Origin of the sequence: Blautia acetigignens (assembly GCF_025566865.1) — a bacterium.
Classification (GTDB): domain Bacteria; phylum Bacillota; class Clostridia; order Lachnospirales; family Lachnospiraceae; genus Blautia_A; species Blautia_A acetigignens.
Genome location: NZ_JAOQJM010000004.1, coordinates 51,945 through 70,582, shown reverse-complemented (window position 1 = coordinate 70,582; position 18,638 = coordinate 51,945). Strand labels below are relative to the sequence as shown.

Sequence of the window (18,638 nt, the reverse complement as noted above, 5' to 3'; positions counted from 1 at the left end):
GAGAGGAAATGCCATGAAAAGAAAGACCGGAAAACAGCTGATCCTTCTTCTGTTTCTTTTGTTTGCGGTAACTGCGCTTCAGAATTTTATTCAGCAAAGGAGCAGGGCATCCCTGCTGCACACGGACACCTGTTTTACAGAAAGCTTCCGTGAACAGGCACTTTCGCCCTTGCTTTACCAGCAATTGGAAGCAGGAAATTACACGGATGGAGAATTTGCCGATCTTTTTACTGCCACTATGCTGAACCAAAGGTTTTACCCCAAAAAGATTTCCGGCGACAACTGCCCCTATCTTCGCTTTAAACAGGACGAGTATCTTTTTTTGAAAGACTGCTACAGCGCCATCTGGAACGACCTGGAAACCTTCCCCATTCCCGCCCGGACCGGGACGGACATTCAGGAAGAGATTTCCTATGAAAACACCTTTGGCGCCAGGCGGGATTATGGCGGCAGCCGCACCCACGAGGGCTGTGATCTTTTTGGCAGGATTTCAGAATCCGGATTTTATCCAGTGATCTCCATGACTTCTGGAACTGTGGCAAAAATCGGATGGCTTCCTCTTGGCGGGTATCGGATCGGCATACGTGCTTCCCACGGCGGCTATTTTTATTACGCTCACCTTGCTTCCTATGAGAAAAATTTTCAGATCGGGGAACCGGTAAAAGCGGGCCAGATCCTGGGATATATGGGCGATACCGGATACGGAGAGGAAGGAACCGCCGGGAAATTCCCGGTGCATCTTCATCTTGGAATCTATATAGATACCCAGGCGGGAGAGGAGCTTGGCGTAAATCCCTACTATGTTTTACAGGCTATGGAGAAAAAAGCGAAAAAATACACGTATTGATAACAAATTTTTCGAAATATATGTTATAATAACTCAATAGTGCCGGGGAAGATATTTTCCCGCGCCCTGATATCCGCGAATTGCTTCGCTGTAAAGCAGCTCCTGCAATTCGGGGGCATTCGTTTTGTAAGGAGCGATTTATATGGAAATACAGTTATGGAGAAGCATTTTATGCCCCTACGAACTGGCGGTCAAGGAACTGATCGTCAAATTTGAACACATTATCAGCGAACACAGAGAAAATGATCTGTATTCCCCCATCGAGCAGGTAAGCGGCCGCGTGAAAAGCGTGGCCAGCATCCTGGAGAAAATGCAGCGCAAGCATATTCCCATGGAGCGCATGGAAGAGGAAGTGGAAGACATTGCCGGAATCCGCATTATCTGCCAGTTTGAGGAAGATATTGAGACAGTCGCCTCCCTGATCCAGAACCGTTCTGACATTACCATCAAAAGTGAGAAGAACTATCTGAAGCATGTGAAGCAGAGCGGCTACAGAAGCCTTCACCTGATCATTTATTATACAGTGGAAACCTTAAACGGCCCCAGGAAGCTTCAGGCGGAGATTCAGATCCGCACCATGGCAATGGACTTCTGGGCCACCATCGAGCATTCCCTTCAGTACAAGTACAAAGGGGACATGCCTCCCCATGTTGCAGAGCGCCTGACCAATGCGGCAGACGCCATTATCCTTCTGGACCAGGAGATGTCCTCTGTGCGTAATGAGATCATGGATGCACAGAATTCTTCCCAGATGCAGTCCAACCTTGTGAAGGATATTCTCAATAATATAGAGAATCTTTACCGCGTATCCAGCGAGAGAGAAGTGATCAAGATCCAGACCGAATTCCTTCGGGTTTTCCATACCAAGGATCTGAAGCAGCTGGAGCGCTTCCACAGACAGCTTGACATTATCGCAGAGGGCTACCGGGCCCAGGCTGTCTACCATGACATCGGCGGTCACCAGCCTGGGAAAGGATGCATTTCCTGACGCCCTGCCGGATTTTGACCATACATAGGAGAAAAGAATCAATGTCACAATTTTTACCCGTTAACAAAAAAGATATGGAAGAGCGCGGCTGGGACCAGCTTGATTTTGTCTACGTGACAGGAGATGCATATGTGGACCATTCTTCCTTTGGAAGCGCCATTATCAGCCGTCTTCTGGAGAGCCGGGGGTACAAGGTGGGCATCATTCCTCAGCCGGACTGGCGCAAAAAAGAAAGCGTCACCGTGCTTGGGGAGCCCCGTCTTGGCTTTCTGGTCAGCGCAGGCAACATGGATTCCATGGTGAACCACTACACCGTTGCCCGCAAGCATCGCCAGAAGGATTCCTATTCCCCCGGCGGGAAGATGGGACTTCGCCCGGACCGCGCCGTGATCGTATACAGCAACCTGATCCGCCAGACCTATAAGAAGACACCCATTATTCTCGGCGGGATTGAAGCCAGCTTAAGGCGAATGGCCCACTACGACTACTGGGAAAATAAAGTGAAGCACAGCATTCTTATGGATTCTGGCGCAGATCTGATTTCCTACGGAATGGGCGAGCACTCCATTATCGAGATTGCAGAAGCCCTGGACAGCGGCATTCCTGTGGAGGAGATCACTTATGTGGCAGGAACGGTGTACAAGTGTAAAGACCTTTCCCGCACCTACCAGCCTGTTGTTCTTCCTTCCTTCGAGGAAGTGAAAGAGGACAAAATGGCCTATGCCAGAAGCTTTGCCATCCAGTATCAGAACACAGACCCATTCACAGCAGCCACCATGGCAGAGTCCTACGGAAACAAAGGCTATGTGATCCAGAATCCTCCAGCTCTTCCCCTTACCCAGGATGAGATGGACGATGTGTACGACCTTCCCTATACCGGGCAGTATCACCCCATGTACGAGAAGGACGGCGGCATTCCTGCATTGGAGGAGATCAAATTCAGCCTCACCAGCAACCGGGGCTGTTTTGGAAGCTGCAGCTTCTGCGCCCTCACCTTCCATCAGGGAAGGATCCTGCAGACCAGAAGCCATGAATCCATTCTCAAAGAAGCGTTTCATATGACCCAGGATAAGGATTTCAAGGGTTATATTCATGATGTAGGCGGACCTACCGCAGATTTCCGCCAGCCATCCTGTCAGAAACAGCTGACCAAGGGCGTGTGCAAGAACCGGCACTGTCTTTTCCCAACGCCCTGCAAGAATCTGACCGCAGACCATAAGGATTACGTTTCCCTGCTTCGGAAGCTCCGTGCTGTTCCTAAAGTAAAGAAAGTATTCGTCCGTTCCGGCGTGCGTTTTGACTACGTTCTTGCAGATCCGGACAAGACCTTTCTCAATGAGCTTGCACGGTATCACGTAAGCGGACAGCTTCGCGTGGCACCGGAGCATGTTTCTGACCAGGTTCTGAAATACATGGGCAAGCCTTCCCATGAGGTTTACCAGAAGTTCCTGAAGGAATTTGACAAGGCTACCAAAAGCGCCGGGCTGCAGCAGTTTGCAGTTCCCTATTTTATGTCCTCTCATCCTGGCTGTACCATGAAGGAGGCGGTAAAGCTGGCAGAATATGTGCGGGATCTTGGATTTACCCCGGAACAGGTACAGGATTTTTATCCCACCCCGTCCACCTTGTCCACTTGCATGTATTACACCGGAATCCATCCCCTTACCGGGGAGAAGGTTTACGTGCCTAAGAACGCCCATGAGAAATCCATTCAGCGTGCCCTTATGCAGTATAAGAATCCTGCCAACCGGGAGCTGGTTCTGGAGGGATTGAAGATTGCAGGGCGCATGGACCTGGTAGGCTATGGAGAGAAGTGCCTGATCCGTCCAATCAGAGAGGGACATGAGAAAGCATCCGGTGAGAAATCCCGTTTCGGGCACCAGCAGGGACATGTCTCTTCCGGCAGAAAGAAAACCATCCGTAATAACCACACAAGAAAAAAGCAGAAATAGGAGTGTTTTCATGAAATTAATGCAGACAAACAAAGGAGAATTCGGGTATCTGAAGCGTGAGCGGAAGCGCAGGATCATCATTGCTGCCATTTTGCTTGGCGTACCCTTATTTATTTTTATCAGCATGTGGATCTACCTTGGCACAAGGAACACCATCTGGACCATCATTGCCCTGGTGGGCTCCCTTCCCGGCTGCAAGGCTGTGGTAGACGTGATCATGGTCATGCTTGCCAAGCCTGTGAACCCTGCTGTATACAAGAAGATCCATGCCCATCAGGGAGACCTTGTGATGGCATATGAGATGTACATGACTTTCTACGAGAAGAAATGTGCCATCGACGCCATCGCCGTGTGCGGCAATACAGTGGTGGGCTACACCAGCGATCCCAAGGCTGACACAGGTTTTATGGCAGAAGAGGCCCAGAAGCTTGTGCGCAAGAACGGCTACAAGGTAGATGTGAAGATCCTTAGCGAGCTCCGGCCGTTTCTGGAGCGCCTGGATTCCATGAACGCCCACAAGGATTCCTTAGAAGAAGGGCTTAAATTCACCCCGGATCCCAGATATCCGGACTTTACAAGAGATGATATGGTAAAACATGTGATCCTGAATCTTTGCATTTAAAGGGGACTCCCATGAAAGAATTTATCATTAACGAAAACGAAGCGGGACAGCGTTTTGACAAGTATCTTGGGAAGCTTCTTCGGGAAGCGCCCAAAAGCTTTTTTTACAAAATGCTCCGCAAGAAGAACATCACCTTAAACGGAGGGAAAGCCACAGGCAATGAGAAGCTTTCTTCCGGCGACCATGTGAAGCTGTTCCTTTCCGATGAAACCTTTGAAAAATTTTCCGGCAGTGAGGAAAAGGTGGCAAGGGCGCACCAGAAGCTTGAGATTGTATACGAGGACGAAAATGTGCTTCTCATCAACAAGCCTGCAGGCATGCTTTCCCAGCCTGCGGATGATAAGGAGCCGTCCATGGTGGAATACCTCACCGGATATCTCTTAGAGGAGGGAGCTGTGACAGAAGCTTCCCTTCACACCTTCCGCCCGTCCGTGTGCAACCGCCTGGACCGAAATACCAGCGGAATTGTGGCAGCGGGCAAAACCCTTGCCGGGCTGCAGGAGCTCTCTGGCCTTTTCCACGACAGAAGCCTTCACAAGTTTTACCGCTGTCTGGTAAAGGGCGTCATAAAAAACGAAAAATATATCAAAGGTTATTTGCATAAAGACGAAAAATGTAATAAAGTAACAGTACAGGAAAAAGAAACCCCTGGAGCACTTCCCATTGAGACCAGATACCGTCCCCTTGGGGATAACGGAAGCGTCACCCTTCTTGAGGTGGAGCTGATCACAGGACGGACCCATCAGATCAGGGCCCACCTTTCTGGAACCGGCCACCCTCTTGTGGGAGATTACAAGTACGGCTCCCGCGCCTTTAACGAGGAGTACCGTAAGAAATATGGCCTGAAATCCCAGCTGCTCCACGCATACAGACTGGAGATCCCGGAAATTCCCGGGCGGCTTTCCTATCTGTCCGGCAGAGAATTTACAGCACCTTTGCCCCGGCAGTTTCAAAATATCCTGAAAGAGGAACACGTAGAGGAGAATAAATCATATGAAAATCTGGCATGAAGTATGGGACTATGTAAAAATGATCATCATTGTAGTGGCAGTGGTCCTGGTGGTCAACAATGTGGTACTGATCAACGCGAAAATTCCTTCTGAGTCCATGGAGAAAACAATTATGACCGGAGACCGTATTTTCGGCTTCCGTCTTGCTTACGGAATCAACCTGGATCTGTTCGGACATGAGATTTCCAAGAAGACCAAAGATCCGGAACGTTTTGACATTGTAATCTTCAAGTATCCGGATGACGAGAGCCAGCTTTTCATTAAGCGTGTGATCGGTCTTCCGGGAGAAACCGTTGAGATCAAGGACGGAAAGGTGTACATCGACGGATCTGAGACGCCTCTTGATGACTCCTTTATCCCGGAGAAAATGCGAGGCAGCTACGGGCCCTATACTGTTCCCGACAACTGCTATTTTATGCTGGGAGACAACCGGAACAATTCCAAGGATTCCCGTTTCTGGACCAACACCTTCGTGCGGTTTGACCAGATTGTGGGAAAAGCAATTGTAAGATATTATCCGTCCATCAAGCTTCTTGGCTACGAGGAGCCGTAACCATGTCCACATGGAACAGCCGAGGCCTCCGGGGTTCTACCCTGGAGGACCTGGTAAACAGAACCAACGAACAATACCGGGAAAAGGGACTTGCCCTTGTGCAGAAGATTCCTACCCCGATTACTCCGGTACGCATGGACAAGGACAGCCGCCATATCACCCTGGCGTATTTTGACCAGCGAAGTACCGTTGACTACATAGGTGCAGTACAGGGAATCCCTGTCTGCTTTGACGCAAAAGAATGCAGCGCCCAGACGTTTCCTCTGGCAAATATCCACCCCCATCAGGTGAAATTTATGGAGGACTTTGAAAAACAGAACGGCGTGGCATTTTTTCTTATATTTTTCAGCTATTTAAATGAATTCTACTATCTGACCTTCCGGGAGCTGATGGGCTTCTGGAAAAGGATGGAAGAGGGCGGGCGAAAGAGTTTCCGGAAGGAAGAACTGACCGAAGAATTTTATCTGCCGAAAAAGGGCGGGGTGCTGGTGCCTTATCTGGAGGGGATTAAGCTGGATCTGGAGAGACGATAATGCCAATAAAGTTACCGGGCAGATCGTGAACAGTAACATCGGCGTTACTGTTCATAGGTAACATCGGCACGACCTGCCGGTAACGGGACGAAACAATATCTTGACATTCTCACTTGATTCTACTATAATCAACATTGATTTTGTATTATCGTGGTAGCGTAGTAAAGTGTTTATAGATTAACAAACTACGAAAACATCGGGAACTGACAATCGATTTTCCCTGTTATCCACCACAAAAGAAAACAAAGAAGAACTGTGGCATTATCGCAGTTACAACTAAGAAACAACATGGAGGAATATGATATGCAGAGGATTTTTCATACGCCGGAAGGAGTACGGGACATTTACAGTCAGGAATGCAGCCGAAAGCGCAGGCTTCAGGAGAAGCTTCACCACGTATTCCATCAGTATGGATTTGAAGATATAGAGACTCCCACCTTTGAATATTTCGAAGTATTCAGCAAGGAAGTGGGAACCATTCCCTCCAGGGATCTTTATAAATTTTTTGACAGAGAGGGCAATACCCTGGTGCTTCGCCCGGACTTCACCCCGTCCGTATCCAGAGCCTGTGCCACCTATTTTAACCCGGAGAAGGAAGTGGTAAGCCTTTGCTACACAGGCAACACCTTCATCAACAATTCCAGCTTCCGCGGCAGACTCAAAGAGACCACACAGATGGGCGTGGAGCGCATGGGAGATGATTCCCCGGAGGCAGATGCAGAGATTCTCGCCATGACTGTAGAGTGCCTTCTGACTGCTGGTCTGACAGAATTCCAGGTAAGCGTAGGCCAAGTAGATTACTATAAGGCCATTTTTGCCCAGACCGGAATGAGCCAGGAAGAGGAAGAAGAGCTTCGGGAACTGATTTCCCAGAAGAATTATTTCGGCGTGGAAGAGCTTGTTAAGAGCAAGAAGATGGACAAATCTCTTGCGAAGGTTCTTTCCCAGCTTCCTCAGATGTTCGGTTCCGCAGAGGTTCTTGAGAAGGCCAAAGCCCTGACCGATAACCCGCAGGCTTTAAAGGCAGTGGCACGCTTAGAAGAAATTTATGAGCTTCTTAAGGTTTATGGTTATGAGAAGTATATTACCTTTGATTTTGCCATGCTCAGCAAATATCATTATTATACCGGAATTATTTTCCAGGCTTACACCTACGGCACAGGAGAGCCTCTGATCAAGGGAGGCCGCTACAACCAGCTGATGAAGCATTTCGGTAAGCCGGCAGCTTCCATTGGATTTGCCATTGTGGTAGACAACCTTCTTATGGCACTTTCCAGACAGAAGCTGGAAATGGAAGACCCGGATGACGTGACCATGATCACTTACCGCAAGGAGAACCGGATCCAGGCAATCAAGGAAGCCAAAGAACTTCGCGCCCAGGGCAAGAACGTAGCCCTTCGCCCGGAGAAAGTAACGAAGGTATGTGAGGTGGAATTATGAGATATCTGACTTTTGCCCTTACCAAGGGAAGACTTGCAGACAAGACCCTTGCTCTGCTGGAAAAAACAGGAATCACCTGTGAGGAGATGAAAGACAAAGACTCCCGTAAACTGATCTTTGTAAACGAAGAACTGAAAATGCGTTTTTTCCTTGCAAAGGGACCGGATGTGCCCACCTATGTGGAATACGGCGCAGCGGATATTGGAATCGTAGGCAAGGATACCATATTAGAAGAGGGACGGAAGCTTTATGAGGTGATGGACCTTGGCTTTGGTGCCTGCCGCATGTGCGTGTGCGGACCGGAGAGCGCAAAGCCCCTTCTTGCATCCAACCAGCTCATCCGCGTGGCAACCAAGTATCCAAATATTGCCAAGGATTATTTCTATAACAAAAAGCACCAGACGGTTGAGATCATTAAACTGAACGGTTCCATTGAGCTTGCTCCTATTGTAGGGCTTTCCGAGGTGATCGTGGACATTGTGGAGACCGGAAGCACCCTTCGTGAGAACGGCCTGAAGGTTCTGGAGGAGGTTTGCCCTCTTTCTGCCAGAATGGTAGTGAACCAGGTAAGCATGAAAATGGAAAATGAGCGGATCAGCAAGCTGATCGAAGAGCTGAGAGAAGTGATTTAAAGAAAAAAGTCGCAGGCCAGCGATATGATCATATTGGAAAGTCAGTTACAGACAGAAAGAGAGACGAAGTAAAATGCGTACAGTAAGATTAACAAAGGAATCTACAAAAGATATTCTGGAAAATCTGTTAAAAAGAAGCCCAAACAATTATGGCAAATTTGAAGCAGCTGTTGCAGACATTCTTGCCAATGTGAAGGAAAAAGGAGACGAAGCCCTGTTCTCCTATACAAAGGAATTTGATAAGGTAGAGGTTACCGCAGACACCATCCGTGTAACCGAAGCGGAAATCCAGGAGGCCTATGAGGCAGTGGACGCTTCCTTACTGGAAGTCATCCGCAAGGCTCTTGTAAACATCCGCAGCTACCACGAGAAACAGCGCCAGAACAGCTGGTTTACAAGCACAGAGAACGGCACCATGCTGGGCCAGAAGGTAACTCCTCTGAACCGTGTAGGCGTTTACGTTCCAGGAGGAAAGGCAGTTTATCCTTCTTCCGTTCTTATGAACATTGTGCCTGCCAAAGTTGCAGGAGTGCCCCACATTGTAATGACCACCCCTCCGGGAAAAGACGGAAAGGTGAATCCTTCTACATTAGTTGCAGCCAAGGAAGCCGGCGCTGACGAGATCTACAAGGTAGGCGGCGCACAGGCTATCGGCGCACTTGCCTACGGTACTGCCAGCATCCCGAAAGTAGACAAGATCGTGGGACCTGGAAATATTTTCGTAGCACTGGCAAAGAAAGCCGTTTACGGACATGTCAGCATTGATTCTATCGCAGGACCAAGTGAGATCCTGGTTCTTGCAGATGAGACTGCCAACCCACACTATGTTGCAGCTGACCTTCTTTCCCAGGCAGAGCACGACGAGATGGCTTCTGCAATCCTCATTACCACCAGCACTGAGCTGGCGCAGAATGTGGAGAAAGAGATTGATGGCTATCTGAAGGTTCTCTCCAGAAGAGAGATCATTGAAAAATCCCTGGAGAATTTCGGATACATTCTCATTGCAGAGGATATGGATGAAGCCATTGATGCGGCTAATGAGATCGCATCCGAGCATATGGAGATCGTGACCAAGAATGCCTTCGAGGTGATGATGAAGGTGCGAAACGCAGGCGCTATCTTTATCGGTGAGTACAGCTCCGAGCCCCTGGGCGATTATTTTGCAGGGCCGAACCACGTACTTCCAACCAACGGAACTGCCAAATTCTTCTCCGCACTTTCTGTGGATGATTTTATTAAGAAATCCAGCATTGTATATTATTCCAGATCTGCACTGAAAGAAATCCACAAGGATATCATCCAGTTTGCCACCTCCGAGCAGCTGACCGCACATGCAAATTCCATTGCAGTCCGTTTTGAGGATGAGGACAAAAAGGAGGAGCCATGACAAGAGAGGCCCAGGTAACACGAAACACAAAAGAAACCCAGATTTCCCTGAAGCTAGGTTTGGACGGAAGCGGCAAAAGCAGCCTGGACACTGGCGTGGGATTTTTTGACCACATGCTGGACGGCTTTGCCCGCCACGGACTGTTTGACCTGGATGTGAAGGTGAAAGGGGATCTTCAGGTGGACGATCACCACACCATCGAGGACACGGGAATCGTCCTTGGCACTGCCATTAAAGAAGCAGTGGGAGACAAGAAGGGAATCCGCCGCTACGGAAGCTGCATTCTTCCTATGGATGAGTGCCTGGTGCTCTGCGCAGTGGATCTTGGAGGACGTCCCTATCTTTCCTTTGACGGAGAGTTCACAAGCGAAAAGATTGGCGATATGTCCACAGAAATGGTAAAGGAATTTTTTTATGCGGTTTCCTACACTGCGTCCATGAATCTTCACATTAAGGTTCTTACCCCGGGAAATAACCACCATATGGCAGAAGCTATGTTCAAAAGCTTCGCCAAAGCCCTGGACATGGCGGTAGCGTTTGACCCCCGCATTACAGACGTGCTTTCCACAAAGGGAAGCTTGTAAAAGGAGTATTTTTTACATGGAAAATTTAAAAAGCAAACTGTCCTGGTCTGATTTCAAGCTGAACAGTGACGGCATGGTTCCGGTCATTGTCCAGGATTACAAGACAGACCAGGTTCTGATGCTTGCCTATATGAATGAAGAAGCCTATGAGACCACTTTAAAGCTTGGAAAAATGACCTACTGGAGCCGCAGCCGGAACGAGCTGTGGACCAAAGGACTTACCTCCGGCCATGTTCAGTACGTGAAATCATTGACTATTGACTGTGATAATGATACAATCTTGGCAAAAGTGGAGCAGGTAGGTGCTGCGTGTCATACTGGAAACAGGACATGTTTTTTTACCCCGCTGCTCTAAAAAAGTAAGCCAAAGGTAAAACTATCGTATGAACAAACAAATGAAAAACACCCTGATCAAGGTTTTGATCTTTTTTGTGCTTCTTGTGGGCGCTTATTGTCTGTGGTGTCATTTCCTTACGGACAATGTGATCTGGACAAAGCTGAAAGTAAACGGCATTGCCATCCAGGGAATGACCGAAGAGGAAGCCATCGACGCCATTACAGAGGATTTCCAGAAGAATTATCAGGACAAACAGATGACTGTCACCCTGAACGGACAGGAGTTTAAGGTGTCCATTTATCCGGCGCTGAGCCTGGATGTGAAAGCAGTTGTGGCAAGTGCTTATTCTCTTGGACATGGCTCCTGGATCACTCACGGGACAGACCGCATCCAGCTTATGAACAGCAAGACGAAGGAAGAACTGACCCTTCTGCCTACTGTGCGCAACCAGGATGATTTAGATGCGGTGCTGGATGCAGCCGGGATCCAGAATGGTTCTACTACCATCCAGACCTCCTGTGAGCTCACAGATACCAGTCTTGTGATCACCAAAGGAATCACCGGAATGGGGCCGGATCTGAATGCTCTGAAAAAAGAAATCTTAAGTGCCATTTCCCGGGAAGATTACGAAGCGGTGATTGAATGCCCTACCGTGGAGACTGCGCCGGAAGAATTTGACATGGAAGCTTATTATGAGCAGGTACATACAGAAGCAACCGATGCTTCCCTGGGAGAGAATAATGAGATCATTCCTGCTGTGACGGGCATTTCCTTTGATGTGGAAGCTGCGCAGAACCGGCTTGACCGGGCAAGAGAGGGGCTTGTGATCACCATTCCTCTTGAGATTACTTTGCCGGAGGTTTCCACGGAGGAAATTGAGGCTCTGCCTTATCTGAACCTCCTTGGAACCTATACCACTTACGGCGGCGGTACCAAGAACCGGATCACCAATCTGAAGCTTGCAGTAGAAGCATGCGATGGGGTGGAACTGCAGCCGGGACAGACTTTTTCCTACAATGATACCTTAGGTCCCAGAACAGAAGAGCGGGGCTATAAGGAAGCGACGGTAATCGTAGGCGGCGAGCACGCCCAGGATATCGGCGGCGGAATCTGCCAGGTGTCCACCACCCTGTTTATGGCGTGCCTGCAGGCGGATCTTTCCATCGTAGAACGCCATAACCATGCAGCGCGTATTGACTATGTGGATGACGGACTGGATGCAGCAGTTGTTTACGGAAGCCAGGATTTCCGCTTCCAGAACAATACCTCTTATCCCATTAAGATTTTCGCAGTCTATGACGAAGCAGAAGAGTCTGTGACCGTATCCATTTACGGTACAAAGGAGAACAACAATACTGTAGAGATCACCACCGAACACTCCGATCCCAACACCTGCAAAACCTACCGCAGCGTGTATGATGAGGCGGGAAACCTGCTCCGCACAGAAGAGGTTGGGTATAGTCAGTATAAACAGTAAAGCGATGTTGCGTATTTCCCGCACAATAATTTAAAATATATGTTAAATTGTAGTTACTGGGCACGGAGTGAACAGTAACAAATTGTAGGCTGTCAGGTAGAAAGTGCCTTGGCAGCCTATTGATTTCAGTATAATAGTCTGCTATAATGAAATGAATTGAATAAATCCGTTTTCAGTGCCTTTGCAGAAAAAAAAGCTGCTGGTTAAGAGGGAATCAGGTGCAAATCCTGAGCGATCCGGTCACTGTAAACAGGGAATGAAATCCGAAGATGCCATTGGCAATGCGTTGCTGAGAAGGCTGGATTTCGTATTGATCTGTAAGTCAGGAAACCTGCTGAATTCGTTAATGAAAGCTTCCGAGGAAAGCACTTCATTCTCATGTAGCATATATTTCGACTATGGGATATATTGATTTCTGGTGCCTGTTCCCTTATGGGAGCGGGCATTTTTTTGCATTAGAAGAGTTTTCTGGAATTTTCCGAATACTCTGAGGCAGTCTTTGATTTATTCAGGCAACAATACCAGAAGATAACCATAAAAGAATCGAGGGAGAAAAATGAAAAGAAATTCAAAACGCTTTCTGGCACTGTTTCTTTCTGTGGCAATGACCGTCACTCCGGCTGCCCTTACACAGGCAGAAAGTGAGAGTACAGGCGTACAGGTTACGGTAACTCCGGCGGAAGAAGCTGTTGTGACAGAAGCTCCGAAAGAGGAGACTGCTCCTGCACAGGAAGAGAAGGCAGAAACAACTGCTCCGGAAGAGACCACGGCACCTACAGAGACTCCGGAGCAGACAGAAACTGCTGAGGTTTCTGTTACAGAAGCGCCAGCACAGACAGAGGATGCCAAAGAAGAGACTGCTGCTCAGCCAGCAGAAGACGCAGCTGTAACAGAAGCTCCGGCTGCAGAAGAAGCTTCCGGCAATGGGATTGCCACTTATACCATGCCAGAGGATTTAAAAGAAGACGGCTCAAACATGACCATTGATAAAGCAGATGATACTGCTTACAAAATGTTCAAAATTGCAAGCTCCTCTGCAGAATTAAAGGGTGATAAAATTAAAATAACCCTGACTTCTAACGGAAAGAACTACAATAAGATTTACCTTGGACATAAAGAAGATGCTGCATCTGTGATGGATGCCAATGCAATCGCAGGAACAGAGACAGAAACCGGATATACCTTCGTTTTCGAAATTGATGCAAAGGCAGAAGCTCAGACCATTTATCTGGTTCCCCATTCTGTAAAAAATAATGCATGGTATACGACCCAGGATCTGAAGCTGAACGTTCCAGGAATGAAAGCCCCGGAACCAACTGCCACACCAGAACCAACCGCAACTCCGGAGCCAACCGCAACTCCAGAGCCTACCGCCACACCAATTCCAACCGAGACTCCGGCAGCCTCTGACAACGAGATCAAGGACGCTGGCATCAAGCTGGTAAAAGAAGACGGCAACGAATTTGCCATGTTCGTGATCACTGGTTCTACTGTAAAATTAGAGGGCGACAAATACATCGTAACCCTTTCCACAGAGAAGCAGAACTATGACATGATTTACTTCGGAAGTTCCAGCGATGCAGATAAAGAGACAAAAGCTGTCCACGGCGTAGAGAATGCAGCAGGCGGCTATACATACACTTTCGAAGTTCCTGCAAGCAAGGAGACACAGACTGTTTCTGTAGTACCTCATTCCAAGAAGAGCCAGCACTGGTATGAAAAAGGCATTCTTACCATCAGTGTTCCGGCAGTTCCAGGATACGGCCAGGAGCCAGAGGTAACACCAGAACCAACCGTAACTCCTACTCCAGGCGAGACCCCGGAGCCAACCGCTACACCGGATTCCCCAGACAACGAGATTAAGGACGCAGGTATTAAGCTGGTAAAAGAAGACGGCAACGAATTTGCCATGTTCGTGATCACTGGTTCCACTGTAAAATTAGAGGGTGACAAATATATCGTAACTCTTTCCACAGAGAAGCAGAATTATGACATGATCTACTTCGGAAGTTCCAGCGATGCAGATAAAGAGACCAAAGCCGTTCGCGGCGAAGAAAATGCTGCAGGAGGTTATACATACACTTTCGAAATCCCGGCAAGCAAGGATGTGACCACTCTTGCAGTCGTTCCGCACTCCAAAAAGAGCCAGCACTGGTATGAAAAAGGCATTCTTACCATCAGTGTTCCGGCAGTTCCAGGATATGGCGAAGAGCCAGAGGTAACACCGGAACCAACCGCTACCCCGGCTCCAAGTGAGACTCCGGCTCCGACCGCGACTCCAGAGCCAACTTCCACACCAGAGCCAACCAAGATTCCATCCGGCACATGTGACAACGGAATCTACAATGTAAATGTAACTTCCAGTTCCACCATGTTCCGCGTAGTAGACTGCACCCTCACTTCCAAAAACGGAAAAATGACCGCAGTCCTTACCTTAAGCGGTACCGGATACGATTATCTCTATGTGGGAACCAGCGAGCAGGCTGCAAAAGCAGATTCCTCCAAATGGGTTCCATATACCGTAAATGCAAACGGCAAATATACCTATGAGATTCCGGTAACATCCCTGGACAAAGGACTTGCAGTTGCTGCATTTTCCCACAGAACCCAGAGCTGGTATGACAGAACCCTGACCTTTGAGTCTGCTACCTTAAATAAGATTGGTGAGATCAAAGACGACACCCAGAAACCGGATGCCACACCAACACCAAGTGTTGCTCCAACAGGCACTCCAACCCCAACCGAAACACCGACTCCAACTCCTACACCGGATGCAAATCCTGACAAGGAGTCCAAGTACGACTCTGACCTTAGCGGCGGAACTTCCTCTGTAAACAGCTCCACCACACTGGCAGACGGAACCTACACACCAGACAGCTTCTCCTGGTCCGGCGGTACCGGTAAGGTAAGTATTTCCTGTAATAAGATTACTGTAACCGGCGGAAAAGCCTATGCAACAATTGTATTCAGCAGTGAATATTACGGATATGTAAAGGCAAACGGCAACACCTATTACGGATCCTGCGGAGGCGGTACCTCCACCTTCACCATCCCGATTGCATTAAACCAGAACAATACCATCATCGGTATGACCACCAGAATGTCTCAGGCTCATGAGATTACTTACACCATTTATGCTGCATTAAAGGGTGCAAGCGATCCGAAAAAAACAGACAAGGAAAATCCGGCAGATGAGAACAGCATGCTTTCCACAGGAAACAAGAAGCTGGATGAAAGTGCACCGGAGATCACAGGTCTTGAGTACAAGGATGAAACCAAGCTTGAGCATGCAAAATACTTTAAACTGTATAACTATGCAAAAGGCATCACCCTGTTTGAGGTTGACATGACCGCAGACACTGCAAGAAAACCGGAAACTGCAGATTCTAAGGAATCCACAGCGGCAGAAGATAAAGATGCATCCGCTTCTGAGAAGCTTTACACAGGCAATGTTATCAAATACCTGATCGTGCCGGAAGGTGCAGTGATCCCTGCAGGTCTTGATAAAGACGTAATCCTGATCCAAAAACCGGTTGAAAGCGTTTACGTTGCATCTGAGGGTGCCCTTAACCTCCTGGATGAGCTTGGTCTTACTGACAAGATCACCAGCCTTGGCCTGGAAAAAGACGAGGTAACCTCTGACAGCCTCACTGCAGCATTAGAGGATGGCTCTGTATCCTTCGCAGGCAAATACGATGACACCGACTATAAAGAGCTTGTTAAGAGCCAGTGCAATCTTGCCATCCTTCCATCCGATATTCTTCCGGCAGAGGAAACAGAAACAGAAGAAAAGCTGGAAGCACTGAAGGATATGGCAGCGAAGTATGCAACCCTGAAGATTCCGTTTATTATTGACCGTTCTGCAGACGAAGAGGATGAGGATGCAAAAGCAGAATGGACAAAAGCATTCCAGGCAATTTTCACTGAAACAGATGAAGAGGCATAAGCCACAGGAGAAAACTATGTACGATAAAAAGCTGAAATACCGGATTCTTGGCATTTTTGCAGCAGCTGTGATGACTTTTACAGCAGTAACTCCTGTATGGGCAGAAGAAAATACGGAAGTATCTGAAACAGATGCTTCCGTGGACACTTCCTCTGACCATACAGCACCAGACCTTCCGGGACTTACTTACCAGTCCACCATGGAGCTGTCCTTTGCAGAATGCTTTGATGTGTATTACTATAATGATGGCTATAAGCTTCTGGATGTCCATGATGATGCACAGTACCTTGTAGTACCGGAAGGAATGGATGCACCGGATGGTCTAGATGACAGTATTCAGGTACTTTATCAGCCACTGGATACGATCTACATGGCAGCTACTTCCCCAATGGCATTGTTTGATGCCATCGGCGCGGTAGGTTCCATCAAATTATCCGGACTGGATGCTTCCGGCTGGTATATCCAGTCAGCTGCAGATGCCATTAATTCCGGTGACATGACCTTCGCAGGCAAATATGATGAACCGGATTATGAGCTTCTGGTAGGAGAGGACTGTGATCTTGCAATTGAATCTACCATGATCCTCCATGCACCAAAGGTGCAGGAAATGATCGAAACCCTTGGAATTCCGGTATTTATCGACCGTTCCAGCTATGAAAGCCAGCCCCTTGGCCGTACGGAGTGGATCAAGCTTTACGGAGCTATGATGAACAAGGAAGAGGAAGCAGCCGCTTTCTTTGACAGTCAGGCGCAGATCATTGAGAAATTAAAGGATTTCACCAACACAGAGAAAACCGTGGCATTTTTCTATATCAACACCAGCGGTTCCCCGGTTGTCCGAAATCCCAAAGATTACATTTCCAGCATGATCGACATTGCAGGCGGGCGAAATGCATTTGCAGACCTTCAGGATGACAGCGGCAAAACCTCTGTTTCCATCACAATGGAAGAGTTTTACAACACTGCTGTGGATGCAGATTATCTGATCTACAATACCAGCATTGATGCCTCTGTAAAGAGCCTTGACGACCTTCTGGCTAAGGACAGTCTTCTGGCTGATTTCAAGGCAGTAAAGGATGGAAATGTATGGATCACCGATAATTCCATGTATCAGCATACGGATACCATCGGCGAGCTGATCAATGATTTTAACCTGATGCTCACAGGCGGCAGCGAGGAGGATATGACCTTCCTGCACAAATTGAACTGATTTTTAAGCGGACTTCTGTAAAGTGGTCCGCTTTCCCATAATAAAACACAAATGGAGTAAACCTAGAATGAGTAAACAACCTGGTGGAACCAGCTTCCACATGGAAAATTTCAAAAGAAGATCCCGCTACGCCCTGGTGTTTATTCTTTTGATCCTGGCATTTTGCGTGATCACCGTGCTGAATATCAATACCGGTAATGTCCATATTTCCCTGTCAGAAATCGCAGACATTCTTTTAAAAAAAGTGACAGATACAAAAGAGTACAGCATTATCTGGAAAATCCGTCTGCCCAGAATCCTGATGGCAGCTATTTTGGGCGGCGCTTTATCCTTATCCGGTTTTTTGCTGCAGACCTTTTTCGAAAACCCAATTGCCGGACCATTTGTACTTGGCATTTCCTCCGGTGCAAAAATGGTAGTAGCTCTTACCATGATTTATTATCTTGGAAGAGCAGCAAATGTTACTTCTTATACCCTGATCATTGCAGCCTTTATCGGTTCTTTAATTTCAATTGGATTTATCCTTTTGATTTCAAAAAGGATCAAGCATATGGCTACCCTTCTGGTTGCCGGAATTATGATCGGCTATATTTGCTCTGCAGTGACAGACTTTGTAGTTACCTTTGCAGATGATTCCGATATTGTTAATCTCCACGGCTGGTCTCAGGGAAGCTTTTCCGGTATGAGCTGGAGCAACGTATATATTTCCTTTGTGGTAATCGGAATTACCTTGATTCTGACCTTCCTTCTGTCAAAGCCCATAGGTGCTTATCAGCTTGGAGAGGCATACGCCCAAAGCATGGGAGTAAATATCCGCTTCTTCCGTGTTGCCCTGATCCTGCTTTCCAGCATTTTGTCTGCAACCGTAACTGCTTTTGCCGGACCGATTTCCTTTGTTGGAATCGCAGTTCCCTTCCTGATGAAAAGAAGCTTTAACACATCAAGACCACTTATTATTATCCCGGGAACCTTTCTTGGAGGAGCTGTTTTCTGTATGATGTGTGACCTGATCGCCAGAATGGCATTTGCACCGCTAGAGCTGAATATCAGTACTGTCACCTCCATATTTGGTGCACCGGTAGTTATTTTTATGATGCTGCGTAAAAAGAGAGGAAACTAA

Annotated in this window: 15 protein-coding genes, 1 pseudogene and 1 riboswitch; all 16 genes and pseudogenes read left to right on the top strand. The window is 47.9% G+C overall.

The window, feature by feature from the left end:
* Positions 1–13: 13 nt before the first annotated feature.
* The 16 genes and pseudogenes from OCV70_RS06860 (at position 14) to OCV70_RS06785 (ending at position 18,638) form a co-directional block, all read left to right on the top strand.
* The gene (locus OCV70_RS06860) at positions 14–847 is read left to right on the top strand and encodes a M23 family metallopeptidase (RefSeq protein WP_021926951.1); all 834 of its coding nucleotides are present in this window, start codon (positions 14–16) and stop codon (positions 845–847) included.
* A gap of 142 nt (positions 848–989) precedes the next feature.
* Entirely contained in the window at positions 990–1,835 is an 846-nt protein-coding gene (locus OCV70_RS06855; RefSeq protein WP_021926950.1) for a GTP pyrophosphokinase, read from the top strand.
* A 41-nt stretch (positions 1,836–1,876) separates the two neighbouring features.
* Entirely contained in the window at positions 1,877–3,787 is a 1,911-nt protein-coding gene (locus OCV70_RS06850; RefSeq protein WP_173767471.1) for a YgiQ family radical SAM protein, read from the top strand.
* Between the two features lie 10 nt (positions 3,788–3,797).
* Positions 3,798–4,409: a hypothetical protein gene (locus OCV70_RS06845; protein ID WP_021926947.1), complete on the top strand. Its 612-nt coding sequence runs from the start codon at positions 3,798–3,800 to the stop codon at positions 4,407–4,409.
* An 11-nt stretch (positions 4,410–4,420) separates the two neighbouring features.
* Entirely contained in the window at positions 4,421–5,419 is a 999-nt protein-coding gene (locus tag OCV70_RS06840; protein ID WP_021926946.1) for an RluA family pseudouridine synthase, read from the top strand.
* On the top strand, positions 5,403–5,972 hold the full coding sequence (gene lepB / locus OCV70_RS06835) for a signal peptidase I (RefSeq protein WP_021926945.1): 570 nt from the start codon (positions 5,403–5,405) through the stop codon (positions 5,970–5,972). The genes OCV70_RS06840 and lepB overlap by 17 nt, the downstream gene beginning before the upstream one ends.
* Positions 5,973–5,974: 2 nt before the next feature.
* Complete coding sequence (locus OCV70_RS06830) at positions 5,975–6,505, top strand: Holliday junction resolvase RecU (RefSeq protein WP_262579475.1); 531 nt, start codon at positions 5,975–5,977, stop codon at positions 6,503–6,505.
* Between the two features lie 303 nt (positions 6,506–6,808).
* Entirely contained in the window at positions 6,809–7,945 is a 1,137-nt protein-coding gene (gene hisZ / locus OCV70_RS06825) for an ATP phosphoribosyltransferase regulatory subunit (protein WP_262579474.1), read from the top strand.
* Complete coding sequence (gene hisG / locus OCV70_RS06820; RefSeq protein WP_021926942.1) at positions 7,942–8,577, top strand: ATP phosphoribosyltransferase; 636 nt, start codon at positions 7,942–7,944, stop codon at positions 8,575–8,577. Before hisZ ends, hisG begins: the two co-directional genes overlap by 4 nt.
* A 73-nt stretch (positions 8,578–8,650) precedes the next feature.
* A complete protein-coding gene (gene hisD, locus OCV70_RS06815) occupies positions 8,651–9,964 on the top strand; it encodes a histidinol dehydrogenase (protein WP_021926941.1) in 1,314 nt (437 codons plus the stop codon).
* The gene (gene hisB / locus OCV70_RS06810) at positions 9,961–10,548 is read left to right on the top strand and encodes an imidazoleglycerol-phosphate dehydratase HisB (protein ID WP_021926940.1); all 588 of its coding nucleotides are present in this window, start codon (positions 9,961–9,963) and stop codon (positions 10,546–10,548) included. The genes hisD and hisB overlap by 4 nt, the downstream gene beginning before the upstream one ends.
* 37 nt (positions 10,549–10,585) lie before the next feature.
* Positions 10,586–10,900: pseudogene (hisI, locus tag OCV70_RS06805) on the top strand (phosphoribosyl-AMP cyclohydrolase); the annotation flags it as partial.
* Positions 10,901–10,931: 31 nt separating this feature from the next.
* A complete protein-coding gene (locus OCV70_RS06800) occupies positions 10,932–12,362 on the top strand; it encodes a VanW family protein (RefSeq protein WP_173767464.1) in 1,431 nt (476 codons plus the stop codon).
* A gap of 156 nt (positions 12,363–12,518) precedes the next feature.
* Positions 12,519–12,715: riboswitch (cobalamin riboswitch) on the top strand.
* 203 nt (positions 12,716–12,918) lie between these two features.
* Positions 12,919–16,308, top strand: coding sequence for an MSCRAMM family adhesin (locus OCV70_RS06795; protein WP_262579473.1), 3,390 nt, complete (start codon positions 12,919–12,921; stop codon positions 16,306–16,308).
* Positions 16,309–16,324: 16 nt separating this feature from the next.
* Positions 16,325–17,518: an ABC transporter substrate-binding protein gene (locus OCV70_RS06790; protein ID WP_173767768.1), complete on the top strand. Its 1,194-nt coding sequence runs from the start codon at positions 16,325–16,327 to the stop codon at positions 17,516–17,518.
* Positions 17,519–17,585: 67 nt separating this feature from the next.
* Positions 17,586–18,638, top strand: coding sequence for a FecCD family ABC transporter permease (locus tag OCV70_RS06785; protein ID WP_117850245.1), 1,053 nt, complete (start codon positions 17,586–17,588; stop codon positions 18,636–18,638).

Excerpts from the sequence above, each read along its gene's own strand:
- OCV70_RS06840 (WP_021926946.1), top strand. The coding sequence starts at position 4,421 with ATGAAAGAATTTATCATTAACGAAAACGAAGCGGGACAGCGTTTTGAC.
- OCV70_RS06860 (WP_021926951.1), top strand. The coding sequence starts at position 14 with ATGAAAAGAAAGACCGGAAAACAGCTGATCCTTCTTCTGTTTCTTTTG.
- hisD (WP_021926941.1), top strand. The coding sequence starts at position 8,651 with ATGCGTACAGTAAGATTAACAAAGGAATCTACAAAAGATATTCTGGAA.
- OCV70_RS06855 (WP_021926950.1), top strand. The coding sequence starts at position 990 with ATGGAAATACAGTTATGGAGAAGCATTTTATGCCCCTACGAACTGGCG.
- OCV70_RS06830 (WP_262579475.1), top strand. The coding sequence starts at position 5,975 with ATGTCCACATGGAACAGCCGAGGCCTCCGGGGTTCTACCCTGGAGGAC.
- OCV70_RS06845 (WP_021926947.1), top strand. The coding sequence starts at position 3,798 with ATGAAATTAATGCAGACAAACAAAGGAGAATTCGGGTATCTGAAGCGT.
- lepB (WP_021926945.1), top strand. The coding sequence starts at position 5,403 with ATGAAAATCTGGCATGAAGTATGGGACTATGTAAAAATGATCATCATT.
- hisG (WP_021926942.1), top strand. The coding sequence starts at position 7,942 with ATGAGATATCTGACTTTTGCCCTTACCAAGGGAAGACTTGCAGACAAG.
- OCV70_RS06850 (WP_173767471.1), top strand. The coding sequence starts at position 1,877 with ATGTCACAATTTTTACCCGTTAACAAAAAAGATATGGAAGAGCGCGGC.
- hisZ (WP_262579474.1), top strand. The coding sequence starts at position 6,809 with ATGCAGAGGATTTTTCATACGCCGGAAGGAGTACGGGACATTTACAGT.
- hisB (WP_021926940.1), top strand. The coding sequence starts at position 9,961 with ATGACAAGAGAGGCCCAGGTAACACGAAACACAAAAGAAACCCAGATT.
- OCV70_RS06795 (WP_262579473.1), top strand. The coding sequence starts at position 12,919 with ATGAAAAGAAATTCAAAACGCTTTCTGGCACTGTTTCTTTCTGTGGCA.
- OCV70_RS06785 (WP_117850245.1), top strand. The coding sequence starts at position 17,586 with ATGAGTAAACAACCTGGTGGAACCAGCTTCCACATGGAAAATTTCAAA.
- OCV70_RS06800 (WP_173767464.1), top strand. The coding sequence starts at position 10,932 with ATGAACAAACAAATGAAAAACACCCTGATCAAGGTTTTGATCTTTTTT.
- OCV70_RS06790 (WP_173767768.1), top strand. The coding sequence starts at position 16,325 with ATGTACGATAAAAAGCTGAAATACCGGATTCTTGGCATTTTTGCAGCA.